Origin of the sequence: Streptomyces sp. NPDC059456, from assembly GCF_042750055.1 — a bacterium.
Lineage (GTDB): Bacteria > Actinomycetota > Actinomycetes > Streptomycetales > Streptomycetaceae > Streptomyces.
On sequence record NZ_JBHYVA010000013.1, the window covers coordinates 1,480 to 19,742 of the forward strand.

Consider the following 18,263-nt stretch of genomic DNA (forward strand, 5'->3'; position numbering starts at 1 on the left):
CAGCTTGATCCCTGGTCACCGGCCCGCGGCTACGCCCCACGCAGGGACCGCGCCCCCGGGCGCACAACACGACTTGGACGAGTCGCACCCCCCGGGACCGTGGCCCACCGGTCAGTCGGTGCCGAACTCCATCGCGGCGCGGTCCAGCAGCTCGTCGTCGCCGGAGACCTCGCCGCGGGAGGCGATGGCCTCGGCGCCGCCCTCGGGCATCGCGCCGATCAGGCCGGTCGCCGCCGCCTGGGCGGCGCCGATCAGCTCGGGGTGGGCGGTGCCGACGATGCCGAGGCCCGCGTACTGCTCCAGGCGGGCGCGCGAGTCGGCGATGTCGAGGTTGCGCATGGTGAGCTGGCCGATCCGGTCGACCGGGCCGAACGCGGAGTCCTCGGTGCGCTCCATGGACAGCTTGTCCGGGTGGTAGCTGAAGGCCGGGCCGGTGGTGTTGAGGATCGAGTAGTCCTCGCCGCGCCGCAGCCGCAGGGTGACCTCGCCGGTGACGGCCGAGCCGACCCAGCGCTGGAGCGACTCGCGGACCATCAGGGCCTGCGGGTCGAGCCAGCGGCCCTCGTACATCAGCCGGCCGAGGCGCCGTCCCTCGTTGTGGTAGTGCGCGAGGGTGTCCTCGTTGTGGATCGCGTTGACGAGGCGTTCGTACGCGGCGTGCAGCAGCGCCATGCCGGGCGCCTCGTAGATGCCGCGGCTCTTCGCCTCGATGATCCGGTTCTCGATCTGGTCCGACATGCCCATGCCGTGGCGGCCGCCGATGGCGTTCGCCTCCATCACGAGGTCGACGGCGGAGTGGAACTCCTTGCCGTTGATCGTCACGGGGCGGCCCTGGTCGAAGCCGATCGTGACGTCCTCGGTGGCGATCTCGACGGACGGGTCCCAGAACCGCACGCCCATGATCGGCTCCACGGTCTCCACGCCGGTGTCGAGGTGCTCCAGCGTCTTGGCCTCGTGGGTGGCGCCCCAGATGTTGGCGTCGGTGGAGTACGCCTTCTCGGTGCTGTCCCGGTAGGGCAGGCCGTGGGCGACCAGCCATTCGGACATCTCCTTGCGCCCGCCCAGCTCGGTGACGAAGTCGGCGTCGAGCCACGGCTTGTAGATGCGCAGGTGGGGGTTGGCGAGCAGGCCGTAGCGGTAGAACCGCTCGATGTCGTTGCCCTTGAAGGTCGAGCCGTCGCCCCAGATCTGTACGTCGTCCTCCAGCATCGCCCGGACCAGCAGGGTGCCGGTGACGGCGCGGCCGAGCGGGGTGGTGTTGAAGTACGCGCGGCCGCCCGAGCGGATGTGGAACGCGCCGCAGGCGAGTGCGGCCAGGCCCTCCTCGACCAGCGCCGCCCGGCAGTCGACCAGGCGCGCGATCTCGGCACCGTAGGTCTGGGCACGGCCGGGCACCGACGCGATGTCGGGCTCGTCGTACTGGCCGATGTCGGCGGTGTAGGTGCAGGGGACGGCACCCTTGTCGCGCATCCACGCGACCGCGACGGAGGTGTCGAGGCCGCCCGAGAAGGCGATGCCGACGCGCTCGCCGGCGGGAAGGGAGGTGAGAACCTTAGACATGGGAAGAGTATGCACTTAAACGCATGGCTATGCAAACGCGGCCGGACGAGCACCGCGCGGCTCCCGGCCACCCTGCACCCCGGGGATCCGGAACCGGTCGGTCATTGGCCGGATCACTGTGGGTTCCCGTGGTGCTCCGGTGAATGCCCCGGGACGGCGGTGACCGACCGGTACGGTTTGGCCATGGATGCTTCCGCACGGGCCACCGATGAGAACGCCGATGAGAACGCCGCGCGCGCGGCAGCCACCAAGGCGACCGCCCGCCGACTGCTCGCGGAACTCGGCGCCGCAGGGCTGTCCCCGGAGGCGGTCGCCGAGGCCGGCGGTTTCGCCGTCGCCGACGTGGAGGCCGTCTTCCCGCACCGCGACGACCTGTTGACCGCGCTCGTCATCGACGCCTACGACGACTCCGCCGCCGCGATGGAGCGGGCAGATCAGGCGGCCGGCGCCGCCGGCGCGTCGGCCGGGGAGCGGCTCCTCGCGGTGACGCGCGCCCTGCGGGAGTGGTCCTTCGCCCACTCGCCCGAGTTCACGCTGATCTACGGCTCCCCCGTGCCCGGTTACCACGCCCCGCAGACCACGGTCCCGGCCGCCGCACGTACGCCCGCGGTGCTGGCCGGCATCGTGCGCTCCGCACTGGCGGACGGTGAACTCACCCCGCCCCGGCGGGCGGTGCCCGGACCTCCGCTGCTCCTGCCCGAGGCGGTGGCGCTCTTCGGCGGGACGCCCGAGGCCCCGTTCGCGGACCTCATCGAGCGCGGCATCGCGCTGTGGAGCAGCCTGATCGGCCTGCTGGTGTTCCAGGTCTTCAGCCGGACCCACGACAGCGTCCGGGACGAGGCCGCCTACTTCGACTTCGCCATCGCGGTGGCGGCCGAGGGCATCGGGCTGACGGTCCCCCTGGACGAGAAGCCCCGCAACGAGCCGTGAACCTCACCCGAACCCTCTGCTTCGCCGTCGCGGCGCTCTCGTCGTACGCCGCGCTCGTCTACCGGCTCTGCCAGGTGGGGCGCAGCTGGAGGGACCACGCCTACCGCGCCCTGGTCGTCACCCTGCTGCTCCAGTGCCTCACCTTCACCATGGGCGCCGTCGCCATGGGGGGCGGGAGCTTCCTGGGCGTCGGGAACCTCGCGATCCTGGTGATGCACGTGTCGGCGGTCGCGTTCTGCGTCAGCGCGCAGATCATCCTGCTGCGCTGGGCGACGGACACCGGGGAAGTGGTGCGCAAGGTCCGCTACTGGCTGGTGACGGGCGTCGTCCTCGGCGTGCTCCTGATCGCGCTCTTCTTCATCGCCGACGGGCCGGGCCGGCCGGCGTCGGACTTCAACACGGGCAGCGGCCGGCCGCTGGTCCTCACGTACCTCCTGGTCTTCATCGTGTCCCAGGCGGTGCCGTGCGTGACGATCTTCCGGCAGTGCGGACCCTACGCCCGGATGACGGGCAAGGCCTCGCTGCGGCAGGCCCTGCGCCTGCTGTCCGTCTCGGCGGTGGTCCTGTTCCTGTACTGCCTGTGCCGCACGGTGAACATCCTCACCGCCGCGTGGGGGATCGACATCGGCGTCTGGCAGGTCGCCGCGTCCGTGTTCAGCGCGGCCGGCATCGTCGTGCTGTCGCTGAGCCTGACCATCTCCTCCTGGGAGGCGTCGGCGGCCAAACTGCTGGACTGGGTGCGCAGTTACCGGTCCTACCGGGCGCTCTACCCGCTCTGGCGGGACCTGTACGAGGCTTCCCCGGACATCGTCCTGGAGCCTTCGGGGTCGGCCGCGGTCTCCGATCTGAACTACCGCCTGCACCGGCGGGTGATCGAAATCCGGGACGGGTGGCGGGACTTGCGCCCGTACATCGACCGCTCCGCCGCCGCCCCCGCCGCCGGGACCGCGGGTGCCGGGACGAACAGCGAATACCGGCAGGCGTTCGCCGAGGCGACGCAGATCAGGCAGGCCCTGCACGCGAAGCGCACCGGGACGGTCCCCGTCGACAGCAAGGACGCCGGCGATTTCGACGACCGCGACCCGGACAACTTCACCGCGGAGGTCGCCTGGCTCGCCCAGGTCGCGTCCGTCTACCGGAAGATCGGTTGAGCGGGGGCCGGCCCCCATCCCCCGAGGGCCGGCCCGCCCGGCCGATACGACTGACGCCCCACTCGGCTACCCCCGTAAGCAAAGTTAGCTGTCAGCTATCGACGAGCTACACGGTGGCGGACTCACGCCAGATTGTCAACTGACCGCTAATCTGCAAAACTGGAAAATAGCTGAGAGCAATGCCGAGGAGGTGACGGGAGGGAGATGCGCAGTGTCCGAGAGTGACGACCGGCCCGTACTGGCAGTGCGTCTGGACAACCTCTTCAAGACGGTCCGCCCCAAGGGCAGGCACTGGACCAATGCCGAGGTGGCCGAGGAGCTGAAGCGGGCCAGCCCCGACCTCAAGGTCGGCGGCGTGTACCTGTCGCAGCTGCGGACCGGCAAGCGCTCCAACCCCTCACCGGACCTGCTGGCCGCCCTCGCCCGTTTCTTCGGCGTATCGGTCGCCTACTTCTTCGACGACAAGGTCGCCGAGTCCGTGCTCGGCGAGGTCGCCGCCATCGAGGCCCTGCGGCAGGCGGGCGTCCGCTCGGTGGCGATGCGCGCCGCCGGCATGAAGAAGGAGAACCTCCAGGCCATCACGGCCATCATGGACCAGTACCGGCAGTTGCAGGGCCTTCCTCCCGTCACGGACCCCGCAGATCCCCCGGACCCCGCGGACCCGGAGTGAGGGTCCCCGGCAGGGGACGGCCGGCCGACCAGGACCGCCGCAGCCGGCTCAAGAAGCTCCGCAAGGACGGCGCACGGCGGCTCGCCGCCCTGGACCTGCCGGAGGGAGCCGGTGTGGCCGAGCTGTGCCGCTACCTCGGCGAGGTCCGCGGCCGGCCGATCACTCTGGTTCCCATGCCGATGCCCGCGTCGCAGCCGTGCGGCATGTGGGTGGCCGCACGCGACGAAGACCTGATCTTCTACGACGCCAACACCACCAGCGCGCATCAGGAGCACATCATCTTGCACGAGCTGGGACACATCATCTGCTGCCACCGCGGGGCCGGCCTCCTGGACGAGGCGAGTTCCCGCATCCTCTTCCCCAACCTCGACCCCGACCTCGTGCGCGACATGCTCCTGCGCGCCACGTACGACGACGTGCAGGAGCAGGAGGCGGAGGTCATCGCCTATCTGCTCTCGCAGCGGCTGCGCGGCGCCGCGGAGCGCGCCGCGCCGGGCGGGGCCGCCGACACGGCCGCGAGCACGGCTGCGGGGGCAGCGGCGCCCGGCACGTCCGCCACGCTCGACCGCATAGAGCGCACCCTGTTCTGACTCATCCCCCGGTGGCCGCCACCTCCTCGGCCAGGACCGCCACGGCGCGGCGGACGTCACGTTCCGTGTGCTCGCTCGTGAGGAAGAACCGCAGTCGCGCCAGCCCCTCCTCCACCGCGGGGTGGAAGATCGGATCGGCGATGATCCCGCGCCGGAACAGCCGGTCCGCGACGTGCAGGGTCCGCGCGGAGCCGCCCAGCAGGCACGGCACGATCGGCGTCCGGCCGCTGGAGCCCGTCGCCAGACCGGCCGCGGCGGCCAGCCCGAGGAACAGCTCCGCGTTGCGCTGGAGCGTACGCACCCGCTGCGGTTCCGCGGCGATCAGCTCGGCGGCGGCCAGCGCCGCGGCCGCGTTGGCGGGGGTCAGGCCGACGCTGTACACGAACCCGGGCAGCGTGTGCCGCAGCCACCGCACCGTCCGCGCCGACGCGCCCAGGTAACCGCCGCAGCCGGCGAAGGCCTTGGAGAGGGTTCCCATCCACAGGTCCACGGCAGTGCGGTCGACGTCGTAGAACTCCCCCACTCCGCGCCCGCGTTCGCCCACGGTGCCGATGCTGTGCGCCTCGTCGACCAGCAGCAGGGCGCCGTGGCGCTTCTTCAGTTCGACGACCGCGGGCAGGTCGACCAGGTCGCCGTCCATGCTGTACGCGCCCTCGACGGCGATCAGCACCCGCCTGAACCGGGACCGGTTGACCTTCAGCATGTGCTCCAGCCGGCCCATGTCGTTGTGGGCGAACGGCCGCCGGGCCGCGCCGGACAGGGCGCAGCCCTGGAGGATGCTGTCGTGGGCGAGCGCGTCGTGGAGGACGAGGTCGCCCGCGCCGACGAGGTGCCCGATGGCCGTGACGTTGGTGGCGTGGCCGCTCACCAGCGCCAGGCAGTCCTCGACCCCGAGGAATCCGGCGAGCACCCGCTCCAGCCGTACGGTCAGGTCCCGTTCGCCGGAGAGCATCCGGCTCGCGGAGACCGAGGTCCCGTAGCGGTCCACGGCTCGGTGAACGGCCTCGTTGACCGCCGGATGGCCGGAGAGCCCCAGGTAGTTGTAGCTGCCGAAGGAGAGGTAGGGCCGGCCGCCGATGACGGTGGTGTCGCGGATGGTGCCTTCGTGGACCCGGAAGTACGGGAAGTCCGCGCCGCCGGCGGTGATCGAGCGCAGGCGCTCCTCGAACTCCAGCACTTCCGGGAAGTCCTCGACGCACGTGCCTGCGGTGTCCCGGCCCGAGGCGTCCGGCTGCGGGGGCGGCGGTCCACCGGGCACCGGCTCCCCCGTGAAGTGCGGGGCGACGAGCGTGATCAGCCCTTCGATGGTGAGCCCGGGTGCGTACGTCTCGTCGGAGGTGAAGCCGGGGACCAGCCGGCCCAGGACGACTTCCAGCTCTTGCAGCATCAGGGAGTCGAAGCCGAGATCGGTCGTCAGCGTCATCCGCGCGTCGAGGTCGGACAGCGGGAAGACGCCGGTCCGCGAGACCGCTTCGAGGACGAGGGAGGCCGCGGTCGTACCGGCGGCGCCGGCGCCCCGTGTCTGCGCGGTCGCCGGTCCGGGTGGCCGCCCCGGGCCGGGCGGGTCCGCCGGCTCGCGGGCCGCGTCGTCCACCACCCAGTGGCGCCGCGGGGCGAGCGGGCTCGGCGGCAGGGTGCACGGGGGTGTCCGTGCGCTCGCCTCGGGACCGACCGCGCCCACCGGGGCGGCCGGGCCGGTCGCGGGTTCCGGTGCGCCGTCCGCGGCGCGGCCCGCCTCCACGTCCCGCGCCGCCGCGGTCAGCTGCGCGACGGCGTCGGCGGCGTCCCGCACCACCAGGGCCAGCCGCCGGCCGAGGGGAGCCCGGCGGGCCAGGGTCGCGGCCACCCGGTCCGGCGGCAGCCGGTCGACGGTGAGCGTGTGCGCGAGTTCCCGGGCGTAGCGGGCCAGCCCGGCCCGGTCCCGGGCGCTGAGCACCAGGAGCTGCGGTTCCCCGACCGGCGCCGGAGGGGCGGGCTCCCCGCCGGCCTCCTCCACCACCAGGTGGACCCCCGTGCCGCCGAACCCGAAGGCGCTCACCCCGGCCCGGCGCGGCTGCCCCGATTCCGGCCACGGGGTCGCCCGCGTCGGGATGGTCAGCCGGGCCGCATCGAGCCCGGCCGGGTCGGCCGGCTCGAACTCCGGCTGCGGCGGTATCACCCCCCGCTGCACGGCCAGTACGGTCTTGATGAGCCCGGCGATCCCGGCGGCGTTCAGGGAGTGCCCCACCACCGCCTTCACCGCGCCGAGGAATGCGGGCGCACCGCGGTCTCCGCGCAGTTCGCGCAGCACCCCGACCTCGACCGGATCGCCGGCCTTCGTCCCGGTGCCGTGCGCCTCCAGGTAGCCCACCGAGTCCGGGGCCAGGCCCGCGTCGCGGTAGGCCCGGCGCAGCGCCCGCAGCTGGCCCGCCGCCTCGGGGTGCATGCCGCCCTGCACGGTTCCGTCGTTGGCCGTGCCCACGCCCCGGATCACGGCGTAGACCCGGTCGCCCGCCGCCCGTGCGTCGGCCAGGGGCCGCAGGACGAGGAGGCCCGCGCCCTCTCCGAGGACGAAGCCGTCCGCCTGCGCACCGAACGGCAGGCACCGGCCGCTGCGCGAGAGGGCGCCGATCCGGCTCAGCCCCACCAGGAGGTCGGGGGCGAGGATCATCTGGGCGCCGCCGGCGAGCGCGATGCGGCTGCGTCCCGCGCGCAGGGCGAACACGGCGTTGGCCACCGCCATGAGCCCGCCGGAACACGCCGAGTCCAGCGCGTAGCTCTCGCCGTGCAGGTCGAAGACCGAACTGATGCTGTTGGGGCCCATGTTGAGCAGGAGCCCGGCCACGGACGTGCCGTGCAGCCCGTCCACGGCGCGGACCGTCTCCGCCCACCGGGGGTCGTCCGCCCGCGCCCCGAATTCGCCGCCGGCCACCTGGCGCATCCGTATCCGCATGGTGCTGAGTTCGCGGTAGCCGCTCTCGGTGAGCGAGGTGATCACCGAGGTCTCCTCGCGGTCGAAGCCCTCGGTCTCCCAGCCCGCGTCCTGGACGGCCTCCCGCGCGAGGTCGATCAGCAGCCGGTGCTGGGGGTCCATCGAGCGGGCCCGCCGGGGCGGGATGCCGTAGTGCGCCGCGTCGAAGTGGCCCACGTCCGGCAGCAGGGCCATGGTGTCCGTGTACGCGCAGGACGCGTCGCGCGGGTCGTCGCCGAGGAACGCGGCGGAGCGCCAGCGCTCCTCGGGGACGGTGGAGAACTGCGGTCGTGGGGCGGTGAGGAGCTGCCAGTACCGGTTGAGGTCGGGCGCTCCCGGGAAGCGGCAGGCCATCCCCACGATCGCGATGTCGTCGCGCCGTGCTCCCGCGGCCGGGTCCGCCGTGTCGCCGTCCTCCGCCCGGGGCGTCACCGGGGTGTGGCCAGTCGTTCGCGCCACCAGTCCACCGTCGCCTTGACCTGTTCGCCGACGGGGGTGGCGCGGACGGCGAACTCGGCCTCGTACGCGCTCGAATCGACGACGAAGGGGCGGTCGAACTGGTAGCGGATCTCCTTCAGTTCACGGAGCAGCGGGGAGAAGAGCGAGGCCGCGCCGAACAGCGCGGACGGCAGCCTGCGGACCGTGGCCGGCGCCGTTCCCGCCTGCGCCGCGAGGAGGCCCGCCATCTCCCGTACGGACAGCGCGGGTCCGGTCGGAACGTGCCAGGCCCGGCCCCAGGCCCGCTCCTCGCCCGCGACCTCGGCCAGGGCCCTGGCCACGTCGGGGAGGTAGGTCCAGCTGTGCGGGGCGTCGGGGTCCCCGAGGGTGGAGACCGGCTTTCCGCGCAGCAGTGGCGGCACGACCCGCCCGGCCAGGTGTCCGCCGTCGGTGACGCCGGGTCCGAAGAAGTCCGAGGCGCGTACCTCGACGGCCTTGATGCGGCCCTCGCGGTGCAGCTTGCGCGCCGTCTCCCAGCCGGCGGCGCGGACCCGTCCCTTGGTCCCGGTCGCCGCCAGGGGCATCGTCTCGGTGAGGGGGCCGTCCACGGGTCCGTACGCGTAGAGGTTGCCCAGCATGACCAGGACGGCCCCCGTCTCCTCCGCCGCCGCGCAGGCGGACGAGAGCAGCGGTGGCCACTCGTTCGCCCAGCGGTGGTAGGGCGGGGCGGCGCACTGGTGGATGGCGGTCGCGCCGCGTGCGGCTCCGGCCAGCCGTCCGCTGTCCGTGGCGTCGAGCGCGACGTGCTCGATGCCGGGTTCCGCGCCGCGTCCCGATCTGGTCACCACCCGTACGGTATGGCCCTGTTCGGCCAGAAGCCGGGCGGTGGCGGCCCCTGCGGGCCCGAATCCCATGACGACATGAAGGCTCACGGGCGAACACTAGCGCGAGCGGCCTTCCCCCCAACGGGCTTTGACCCCACCGGTCCCACGGGGCCGTGGCCCGGCGGCCCCACGGGCCTTCGGCCCGCCGGTCCCAGGGGCTTCCCGGCCGCGGATCAGCGGGATGCGGGCTGCGTCAGGAAGAGCAGGGTGTCGACCAGGTCCTCCGCGGGCGATCCCGTGGCGAGCCGGCGCAGCTGCTGCCCGAAGACGAGGGCGACCGCGGTGCTCGCCAGCCGTTCGGCATCGGGCAGGCCGAGCGCGTGGAGGATGCGGGTGGCGAGCCGGTCGTAGGCCGCGAAGCATTCGGCGGCCGCGGCCCGCAGGCGTTCGTCGCGGCCCGCCTGGATGTACAGCTCGAAGGGGGCGATGTGCCTGCTGTCGAACTCGGTTCCGCCGGCCACCAGCCCCACGGCGTCCGCGGCGCCCTGGATGTCGAGGCCTTCGCTCGTGCAGGCGTCGGCCATCTCGGTGAATCGCCTGGTCTCCTCACCCACGAAGTGCAGCAGGCTCTCGCGCAGCAGTTCGTGCTGGGTGGCGAAGTGATACGTGATCGACCCCAGGGAGACCCGGGCCTCCCGGGCGATCCGCCGGTTGCTCACCGCGGCGATCCCGTCCTGCCCGATGATGCGCAGCACGGCGTCGATGATGCTCTGGCGGGTGTCGGCGGCCTTCTCCATGCCCGCCATTCTCACATTCACCCGGACCTGTGTTCGGCATGGACACGACACTCGCCGCCTGACTAGTGTTCGTTCGAACGAACAACAGGGAGGGTATTGGGATGCGCATCACCGGATCAACCGTTCTCCTCACCGGGGTCACCGGGGGCATCGGCCTCACGCTGGCCCGCACGCTCGCCGCCAAGGGCGCGAAACTGGTGGTCACCGGACGCCGCGAGGACGCCCTGAGGACCGTGGCCGACGAGCTCGGGGCGCGGGCCGTCCTCGCCGACCTCGCGGACGCGTCCGATGTCGCCCGGCTGGCGCAGGAGTGCCCCGAGACCGACATCCTGATCGCAAATGCCGCGCTCCCGTCGAGCGGCGACGTGCTCGACTACACCCCCGAGCAGATCGACCGGTCCCTCGCCGTGAACCTTCGCGCGCCGATCATGCTGGCCCGCCTGCTCGCACCCCGGATGGTCGACGCGGGCCAGGGCCACATCGCGCTGATCGGCTCGATCTCCGGCAAGGCCGCCACCAAGTCGTCCTCCCTGTACAACGCGACGAAGTTCGGGCTGCGCGGCTTCGCGCTGGCGTTCCGCCAGGACCTGCACGGCACGGGCGTCGGGGTCTCGCTCGTCCAGCCCGGATACGTCCGGGACGCCGGCATGTTCGCCGCGACGGGCGCGAAGACCCCCGCCGGCGCGCGGACGGTGTCGCCAGGGCAGGTGGCGCGCGGCGTGGTCCGCGCCGTAGAGCGGAACCTATGCGAAGTCAACGTCGCGCCGGCCGAGTTGAAGGCGCTCGTGGCGATCGCCGGGCAGTTCCCCGCCTTTTCGGAGCGGGTGCAGAGCCGCGCCGGGGTGGACGGGACGGTACGCAGCATCGTCGAGGCCCAGCGCAAGAGCCGGTGACCGCCGGGCGGGGCCTCGACCGCTCCCCGCCCGGCACCGCGCGGTCACGTCCGGGCGGGCAGGGCCAGGTCCTTCGCCTCGCTGTGCACGGTCACGGCGCCGTCGTCGACGGAGACCGACGACGGGGCCAGGCCGAGCGGCAGCTCCGGAATCTTGCGTTCCACCGCATTGAGCGCGGCCACGATCCGGGGGTTGGCCGGGTCGAGACCACGGCCGGCCAGGGACGCCGCGGTCGGTTCGAGCGTGACGGTGTCACCGGTCAGCTTGAGTGCGGCGGTCACGACGAGCGGCATCCCCATGATGGTCCGGGTGATCTGCAGCTTCCCGTCCTGCCCGGTCAGCCGGACGTCGGAGCCGCGCTTGGCCGCGAGCGCGTCGAGCGGAACGCTGAACGCGGCCCGCGCCGCGGCGGCCGAGTAGCCTCCCGGCTTCCTGGACACGTCGTGCAGGTCGAAGGCGGCGGTGACGGGCAGGCCGTCCTGCGTCTCGGCCCGGCCCTCGACCTCCACCTGCGGGTAGCTGCCGGCCGCGGCGTGCCACAGGAACGGGAATCCGTCGATGGACACGTTCGGCGCCGCCACCAGGGCGCTCTGCCGGGCGGCGATCCGGTCGGCCATGCGGCCCTCGGTGACACCGGCGGCGACGCGGTCGGTGAGCGCGAGGCCGGCGAGCAGCGCGCACGCGCCGGCCAGGACCAGGCGCCGGGTGCGCCGGGGACGCCGCGCGCCGGCGCCGGATGCCACGGCGCGCGCGGGCGCTGCGGAGGGAGCGGTGTGGTTCATGCGTTCCTCACGGGTTCGGGTACGGAGGTCTCCGGGTCGCCTTCGATGTGCATCTGCGGCAGCAGGCGGTCGAGCCGGCGGGGGATCCACCAGTTGGCCTTGCCGAGCAGGACCATCGTGGTGGGGACGAGGAGCCCGCGGACGACGGTGGCGTCGAGCGCGACCGCGGTCGCGAGGCCGACTCCGAACATCTTGACGACGGGGTCGTCCCACAGGAGGTAGGCCAGGAAGACGCACACCATGATGAGCGCGGCGGAGGTGATGATCCTGCCGGTCCTGCCGAGGCCGGTGATCACCGAGCCCCGGTTGTCGCCGGTGGCGAGCCATGCCTCGCGGACGGCGCTGAGCAGGAAGACCTCGTAGTCCATGGCGAGCCCGAACAGCACCGCGAACATCAGCAGCGGTACGTATCCGGGGACCGGGACGGGCCCCGGCAGGCCGAGCGGCACCGCTCCCCAGCCCCACTGGAACAGCGCGGTGAGCACACCGTAGGCGGCGGCCACCGAGAGGAGGTTCAGTACGGCCGCCTTGGCGGCGACGAGCGGGGAGCGGAAGGCCAGCAGCAGGAGCAGGGCGGCGATGGCGAGGACCACCCCGATGACGGCGGGCAGGCGCTGCGAGAGCCGGTCGTTGAGGTCCAGCTGGGTCGCGGGAACGCCGCCGACATGGGCTTCCCGGCCGGTGCCGGCGGTGGCCGCCGGGAGGGTGTGCTCGCGCAGGCGGCGGACGAGGCCGGCGGTGCCCGGATCGCCGGGCGCGGTGGTGGGGGTGACCTGCCAGCGAACGGTCCTGCCGTCACGGCTCAGTTGCGCCGGTCCGACCGCGGCCACGCCGCTGGTGTCCTTCAGCGCCCGGCCGACGGCGGCGACGGCCGGGTCGGCGGGTCCGGACGCGGGCTTCGGCAGCGCGTCGGTGACCTGGAGGGGGCCGTTGACGCCGGGGCCGAACGCGGCTTCGAGCCGGTCGTAGGCCGTCCGTCCGGCCGTGCCCGGGGACTTGTCGCCGCCGTCGAGCTGGCCGAAGGACAGCTGGGCCGCGGCGAGCGCCGGCAGGACGAAGAAGGCCAGGCCCGCCAGCAGGTAACGCCACGGCCGGTCGGCGACGTGCCGGGCGATGCGCGCCCAGCCGCGCTCGGGCGCCCCGGCGGCTTCCGGCCGGCCCTCGGCACCGGGGGCGACCGGAGCGACGGGGGCGGGGGCCAGGCGCCGTCCCAGCAGGGCGAGCAGTGCGGGGAGCAGGGTGAGGGTGGCCGCCATGGCGACCAGGACGGCGATGCCGGGTGCGAGGGCCAGCGCCTGGAGCAGGGGCAGGCCGCCGAGGGCCAGACTGGCGAGCGCCGCGATGACCGCGGTGCCGGCGAAGGCCACGGCCTTGCCCGAGGCACCGGTCGTGAGGGCGGCGGCGTCCTCGATCTGCGCCCCGCCGGCGAGCAGCTCACGGAACCGGGTCAGGCAGAAGAGGCTGTAGTCGATGCCCACCCCGAGTCCGATCATCGCCGCGATGGTGGCTCCGGAGGACGGCATGTCCATCAGGTGGCCGGTCAGGCCGATCGCCGCGTGCGAGACACCGAGGCCCACGACGGCGACGGCCAGCGGTACGGCGGCGGCGATCGGCCTGCGGAATCCGAGGTAGAGGACGGCGAAGGCCGCGACGAGCCCGATGACCTCGCTGCGCCTGGTGGACTTCTTGTCGGCCGCGACGGCGAGGTTGCCGCCGGGCGTGACCTCGATCCCGGCCGCTCGGGCCGGTTCGGCGGCGGCCAGGAGGTCGTGGGCGATGTCCGCGGTGATGTCGCGGCCCGCCACGTCCAGTTCGACGGAGAGATAGGCGGTGTGCCCGTCGGGGGCGAGGGCCGCGGCGCCGGCGGGCTGGTACGGGGTGGTGACGGCGACCACGTGGTCACGCGCCGTGAGGGCCCGGGCCGCCGCTTCGACGGCGTCGCGCGCACCGGCCGAGGTGAGGGGCGCGGCGTCCGCGGCGGTGTGCAGGACGAGGGGCTGACGGCCCGAGGCCGGGTCGGCGAAGACGCGGGCCGCGTCCTGGGCGGCCTGGCTGTCGCTGCCGGGTATGGAGACCGTTTCGGTGGTGGCGCTGCCGAGAACGCCCACCGCGGTGGCCAGAGCGACCAGCAACAGGAGCCAGGCGGCGGTGACCCGCTTCGGCCGACGGGCGCACCAGCGCCCCAGGGTGACGAACATGGGCGCATCATTGCACTCGCGATGCAATTTATTCAACGCCGGTGGCGCCCGGGCGGGCGTCGCGCCCCCGTTTGCGACAATGGCGGAGAGTGAGGCCGGGAGGGGTCAACGTGCAGCAATCGGCTCAGCAGCCAGAGGAACGACTCGCGGACGGCCGCGCCGAGCGCAGCCGCCTGTCCCGGGTGAAGATCGCGGACGCCGTGCTGTCCCTGCTCGACGAAGGGGAGTCCCACTTCCCCGCGGACCGCGTCGCCGAACGCGCCGGCGTCTCGCGCCGCCTGGTCTTCCACCACTACGCCGACATGTCCCAGCTCGTGGAGACCGCCATCACCCGGCGCCTGGAACAGCTGATCGAGCAGATCAAACCGCTGCCGACGGACGGCCCCAGGGACGTCCGCGTCGCGGCCCTCACCGAACAGCGCTCCCGGATCCTGGAGTGGATCACACCCGCGCAGCTGACGCTCCTGCGCATCGAGAAGCCCGGCGACCGCATCAGCGAGGTCACCCGCCAGGTCCTCGACTTCGCCCGCGCACGACTCGCCGAGATCTTCGCCGAGGAGCTCGGCCGACTGCCCGCCGAGCGCAGGACCGAAGTACTCCACGGACTCGACGCGGTCACCACCTGGGGCGCCTGGTACCACTGGCGCAACAGCGGCCTCTCCGTCGAAGCGGCCACCCGCACCATGAAGACCGCCGTGCACGCCCTCCTCGCCACCACGGACGCGGACACCCCCTAAGCCGGGCCCGGCCGGTCCCGATCACCGTCGACACCGGCACCGGCACCGGCTCGGGCCGCGGCCCCAAGCCCCGCCCCGGCCCCGGACAGAACCCGGGCGTCCGCCGGCGGAACGGGCCGCCGGCCCTCCGGGCCGCCCTTGCGGCCACGCGCGAGCCACCGGTGCAGACAAGGGCCGCCGAACGCGATGAACAGGCACAGCAGGGCCGCGGTGACCAGGCTCGGCTCGGAGATCCACAGGCCGAGCAGGCCGTCGAGGGCCAGGGCCACGACGACCAGCAGCACCTTGCCCACCAGCAGGCCGGAGTGCAGCCGGCGGTCCACGGGCCGGCCGAGGCGGGCCCGGCGGCGGTGCAGCAGGGCCATCGCCGTTCCGGCGCACGCGACGAGGGCGAGGAGCCGCAGCGCATGGTCCCGGGGGCTGGTGTCCGAGCCCATGATCCAGACCGCACCCATGACGATCCCCGCGAGGGCGTAGGTTCGGCGCTCCGGCATGACTGCCTCCTGACCCCCCGGGGACATGTGGCACAACATCTTGCACTTTGAGTGTCATAACATCGGATGCCGTCTGTCAAGCCCCACGACGGCGGCCGCCCGCTTTCGGGGCGGGAGCGGGCTTCGACTAGGGTCGGCAGCGCAGCGACCACGAACCACCATCGACCACGAGGAGCAGCCGTGAGCCGGCCGGCGTCCACCGTTCTGCAGCAGGAGATCGCCCGGGAACTCCAGGTGTCGGAGTCCTTCGACGCGCACCGGGAGATCGAGCGCCGGGTGGCCTTCCTCGCGGAGGCACTCACCTCGACGGGCCTGCGCTCCCTGGTGCTCGGCATCAGCGGCGGAGTGGACTCCACCACGGCCGGCCGGCTCTGCCAGCTCGCCGTGGAGCGGGCCCGCGAGGCCGGGCACGAGGCGACGTTCCACGCGATGCGGCTCCCGTACGGCGTCCAGGCCGACGAGAAGGACGCCCAGCTCGCGCTCGGCTTCATCCGGGCCGACCGGGTGCTGACGGTGGACGTCAAGCCGGCCAGCGACGCCGCGCTGGAGGCCGCCCTCGCGGGCGGGACCGTCTTCCGCGACGCCCACCACCAGGACTTCGTGCAGGGCAACATCAAGGCCCGCCAGCGCATGATCGCCCAGTACGCGGTGGCCGGCGCCCACGACGGCCTGGTCGTCGGCACGGACCACGCGGCGGAGGCGGTCTCCGGCTTCTTCACCAAGTTCGGCGACGGCGCGGCCGACCTGGTCCCGCTGACCGGCCTGACCAAGCGCCGGGTGCGCGCCGTGGCCGACGCCCTGGGCGCCCCCGCCGAGCTGGTCTGGAAGACCCCCACGGCGGACCTGGAGACCCTGGACCCGGGCAAGGCCGACGAGGACGCGCTGGGCGTCACGTACGACGACATCGACGACTTCCTGGAGGGCAAGCCGGTCGACGAGCGCGCCTTCGACACGATCGTCCGCCGCTACCACCTGACGGAACACAAGCGCCGACTCCCCATCGCCCCGGCCCACTGACCCCGGGGCCGGGCCCGCCTCAGCGCCCGGGACGGTTTCCGGGAGGCACCTCGACGACGAAGAACAGGAACGTGGTCTTGGTCGCGAGGTCCCGGAAGCCGTCCGGGAACAGTTCCCGGGCGGCCGGGTCGGGCTGCGGCTCGCTGATGGCGGAAAGCCGGAAGCCGGCGGTGGTGAACGCCTCGGCCATCGCGTGCAGCGGCTTGCGCCAGAACCGCATCGGCACGGTCCGCCCGCCGAACGTCCAGTCGAAGCCGTAGCTGGTGGTGGCGAAGTAGTCGGGCCGGGGATCGTGGATCGTGTAGGCCACGAACGGGTGGTCCACCGAAGCGATCAGCCGGCCCCCGGGCCTGAGCACACGCCGCAACTCGGCCAGCGCCGGGCCCCAGTCCTCCAGGTAGTGCAGGACCAGGGACGCGACCACGTCGTCGAACGCCCCGTCGTCGAACGGCAGGGGGTCCCTCAGATCGGCCAGGTGCAGGGCTGCGTCGTCACCGAGCCGCCGCCTGGCCAGCGCCAGCATCCCGGCGCTGACGTCGATCCCGGTGACGACGGCACCGCGATCGCGCAGGGCGGCGGACAGCGGGCCCGAGCCGCACCCGGCGTCCAGGATCCGACGGCCCGTCACGTCTCCGGCGAGGGCCAGCATCGCGGGTCTCTCGTAGTAGGCGTTCACGAGGCTGTTCTCGTTCTCCGCCGCGTACGCCTCGGCGAACCCGTCGTAGTCGTTGACGCGGTCCCGGTCCACGGCCGGGGCCGCGGTCCCGGGTAAGTCGGCTGCGCGTTCCATCGTCGCAGCCTACTGGTCACCCGGTCCGGCGCGGCCGCCAAGGGGGTCGCGGTGGCGGAGCGGGGCTTCTAGCATGGGTGGAGCGCCTTGGGGGCTCGGGGACCGTCGTGCCGTCGACCCTGAGCAGAGGTGACCGATCATGGGCCGGTACCGTCCGTTCCCCGTGCGCCGCTCCCGCCGGGCCGCCGTGCCCGCCGTTGCGGCCCTGCTGCTCGCCGCCCTGTGCGCGGGCACCGGCCCCGGCCGGCCGGCCGTCGCCTCCGTACGCGGGAACTTCGATCCCGCGACCGTGCAGGAGCTGGACGCGGCCATCACGGGGATCATGAAGGAAGCCGGCATTCCCGGCGTGAACATCGGCCTCTGGATGCCCGGCCGCGGCACGTACGAGAAGTCCTTCGGCGTCGCCGACCGGCAGACCGGCACGCCCATGAAGTCCGGCCTCGCCACCCGCATCGGCAGCGTCACCAAGACCTTCACCGTCACCGGCGTCCTCCAGCTGGTCGACCAGGGCAAGGTCGGCCTCGACGACCCCATCTCCCGGTACGTCTCCGGCGTCCCCGGCGGCAACGCCGTCACGCTGCGCCAGCTGGCCGAGATGCGCAGCGGCCTGTTCGACTACACGACGGACGAGCAATGGCTGGCGGGGCTGCGCGCCGATCCGCACCGCAGCTACACGCCGCGCCGGCTCCTCGACGTCGCCTTCCGCCATCCCGCGAACTTCAAGCCCGGCGCCAAGTGGCAGTACAGCAACACCAACACCGTCCTGCTCGGGATGCTGGTCGAGAAGGTCAGCGGCCGGCGCCTGGGCGACTACCTCCGGGACCACGTGTTCACGCCGCTGAAGCTGAGCGGCACCTCGCTGCCCTCCGACAGCGCCCTGCCCGATCCGCACGCCCACGGCTACACGGACTTCACCCCGAAGGGCACCGTCGCCGACGCCACCGACTGGAACCCCTCCTGGGCCTGGGCCGCCGGCGGGATGGTCTCCGATCTGGACGACATGCACACCTGGGCCCCCGCACTCGCGGACGGCCGGCTGCTGTCCGCGAAGACGCAGGCCGAGCGGCTCCGCACGCTCCCGATCGGCGCCGTCCCCGGCGCCTCGTACGGCCTCGGGATCCTCGACTTCAACGGCTGGCTCGGGCACAACGGCGAACTGCCGGGCTACGAGACCATCACCGCCCAGCTCCCCGCCGAGAAGGCCACCCTGGTCGTGTTCGTCAACAGCGACGTGGACCACCGGGGCAAGAACCTGTCCGGCCTGATCGGGAACGCGGTCACCTCCATCGTGACCCCCGACCACCTCTGGCCCGCGCCGGTGGCCACCCCTGCGAAGTAGTCCCCGCGCGGGCCCCCCGCCGCCCCGGGGGCGCGCGCGGGGGGGGGGCACCGCCCCGGGGGCCCATGCCCCCACCGCCCACACCCCCCCCCATGGGGGGGCC

The 18,263-nt window shown here is 73.2% G+C and carries 16 protein-coding genes; 8 read left to right on the forward strand and 8 right to left on the reverse strand.

Annotated elements, in window-relative coordinates:
- Window positions 1–111: 111 nt before the first annotated feature.
- Window positions 112–1,560, reverse strand: coding sequence for an argininosuccinate synthase (gene argG, locus ACFXA3_RS02680; protein ID WP_376193246.1), 1,449 nt, complete (start codon window positions 1,558–1,560; stop codon window positions 112–114).
- Between the two features lie 183 nt (window positions 1,561–1,743).
- Here argG and ACFXA3_RS02685 point away from each other — a divergent pair, with 183 nt between their 5' ends.
- The 4 genes from ACFXA3_RS02685 (at window position 1,744) to ACFXA3_RS02700 (ending at window position 4,901) form a co-directional block, all read left to right on the forward strand.
- The gene (locus ACFXA3_RS02685; RefSeq protein WP_385180892.1) at window positions 1,744–2,490 is read left to right on the forward strand and encodes a TetR-like C-terminal domain-containing protein; all 747 of its coding nucleotides are present in this window, start codon (window positions 1,744–1,746) and stop codon (window positions 2,488–2,490) included.
- The gene (locus ACFXA3_RS02690; protein WP_385180895.1) at window positions 2,487–3,641 is read left to right on the forward strand and encodes an MAB_1171c family putative transporter; all 1,155 of its coding nucleotides are present in this window, start codon (window positions 2,487–2,489) and stop codon (window positions 3,639–3,641) included. The genes ACFXA3_RS02685 and ACFXA3_RS02690 overlap by 4 nt, the downstream gene beginning before the upstream one ends.
- A 211-nt stretch (window positions 3,642–3,852) precedes the next feature.
- Complete coding sequence (locus ACFXA3_RS02695) at window positions 3,853–4,311, forward strand: helix-turn-helix domain-containing protein (RefSeq protein ID WP_385180898.1); 459 nt, start codon at window positions 3,853–3,855, stop codon at window positions 4,309–4,311.
- Window positions 4,308–4,901, forward strand: coding sequence for a toxin (locus ACFXA3_RS02700; protein ID WP_385180901.1), 594 nt, complete (start codon window positions 4,308–4,310; stop codon window positions 4,899–4,901). The genes ACFXA3_RS02695 and ACFXA3_RS02700 overlap by 4 nt, the downstream gene beginning before the upstream one ends.
- Before the next feature lies 1 nt (window position 4,902).
- On the opposite strand, the gene ACFXA3_RS02705 is transcribed toward ACFXA3_RS02700, so the two are convergent.
- The 3 genes from ACFXA3_RS02705 to ACFXA3_RS02715 all read right to left on the reverse strand — a co-directional run bounded on the left by ACFXA3_RS02705 (window position 4,903) and on the right by ACFXA3_RS02715 (window position 9,910).
- Window positions 4,903–8,310 (reverse strand): aminotransferase class I/II-fold pyridoxal phosphate-dependent enzyme, encoded by a 3,408-nt coding sequence (locus tag ACFXA3_RS02705; RefSeq protein ID WP_385180903.1) that lies wholly within the window; start codon window positions 8,308–8,310, stop codon window positions 4,903–4,905.
- Window positions 8,280–9,221, reverse strand: coding sequence for an NAD-dependent epimerase/dehydratase family protein (locus ACFXA3_RS02710; protein WP_385180906.1), 942 nt, complete (start codon window positions 9,219–9,221; stop codon window positions 8,280–8,282). The genes ACFXA3_RS02705 and ACFXA3_RS02710 overlap by 31 nt, the downstream gene beginning before the upstream one ends.
- 125 nt (window positions 9,222–9,346) lie before the next feature.
- On the reverse strand, window positions 9,347–9,910 hold the full coding sequence (locus tag ACFXA3_RS02715; protein ID WP_385180909.1) for a TetR/AcrR family transcriptional regulator: 564 nt from the start codon (window positions 9,908–9,910) through the stop codon (window positions 9,347–9,349).
- Window positions 9,911–10,011: 101 nt separating this feature from the next.
- Here ACFXA3_RS02715 and ACFXA3_RS02720 point away from each other — a divergent pair, with 101 nt between their 5' ends.
- Window positions 10,012–10,803, forward strand: coding sequence for an SDR family NAD(P)-dependent oxidoreductase (locus ACFXA3_RS02720; protein WP_385180912.1), 792 nt, complete (start codon window positions 10,012–10,014; stop codon window positions 10,801–10,803).
- Window positions 10,804–10,847: 44 nt separating this feature from the next.
- Here the strand turns inward: ACFXA3_RS02720 and ACFXA3_RS02725 are convergent, their stop codons facing one another.
- Both ACFXA3_RS02725 and ACFXA3_RS02730 read right to left on the reverse strand, forming a co-directional pair.
- Window positions 10,848–11,585 carry a DUF2993 domain-containing protein gene (locus tag ACFXA3_RS02725; protein ID WP_385180915.1) on the reverse strand — a complete coding sequence of 246 codons (738 nt, stop codon included), beginning with the start codon at window positions 11,583–11,585 and terminating at the stop codon, window positions 10,848–10,850.
- Entirely contained in the window at window positions 11,582–13,783 is a 2,202-nt protein-coding gene (locus ACFXA3_RS02730; protein ID WP_385180918.1) for an MMPL family transporter, read from the reverse strand. Before ACFXA3_RS02730 ends, ACFXA3_RS02725 begins: the two co-directional genes overlap by 4 nt.
- Before the next feature lie 110 nt (window positions 13,784–13,893).
- Between ACFXA3_RS02730 and ACFXA3_RS02735 the strand changes: the two genes are divergently transcribed.
- Window positions 13,894–14,520, forward strand: coding sequence for a TetR/AcrR family transcriptional regulator (locus tag ACFXA3_RS02735; protein ID WP_385180921.1), 627 nt, complete (start codon window positions 13,894–13,896; stop codon window positions 14,518–14,520).
- Here the strand turns inward: ACFXA3_RS02735 and ACFXA3_RS02740 are convergent.
- A complete protein-coding gene (locus tag ACFXA3_RS02740; RefSeq protein ID WP_385180924.1) occupies window positions 14,517–15,014 on the reverse strand; it encodes a hypothetical protein in 498 nt (165 codons plus the stop codon). The genes ACFXA3_RS02735 and ACFXA3_RS02740 overlap by 4 nt on opposite strands.
- A gap of 180 nt (window positions 15,015–15,194) precedes the next feature.
- Between ACFXA3_RS02740 and nadE the strand changes: the two genes are divergently transcribed.
- Window positions 15,195–16,031: an ammonia-dependent NAD(+) synthetase gene (nadE, locus tag ACFXA3_RS02745; protein WP_385180927.1), complete on the forward strand. Its 837-nt coding sequence runs from the start codon at window positions 15,195–15,197 to the stop codon at window positions 16,029–16,031.
- 19 nt (window positions 16,032–16,050) lie between these two features.
- On the opposite strand, the gene ACFXA3_RS02750 is transcribed toward nadE, so the two are convergent.
- Window positions 16,051–16,821 (reverse strand): class I SAM-dependent methyltransferase, encoded by a 771-nt coding sequence (locus ACFXA3_RS02750; protein ID WP_385180930.1) that lies wholly within the window; start codon window positions 16,819–16,821, stop codon window positions 16,051–16,053.
- Between the two features lie 139 nt (window positions 16,822–16,960).
- Between ACFXA3_RS02750 and ACFXA3_RS02755 the strand changes: the two genes are divergently transcribed.
- Entirely contained in the window at window positions 16,961–18,160 is a 1,200-nt protein-coding gene (locus ACFXA3_RS02755; RefSeq protein WP_385180933.1) for a serine hydrolase domain-containing protein, read from the forward strand.
- Window positions 18,161–18,263: the final 103 nt, after the last annotated feature.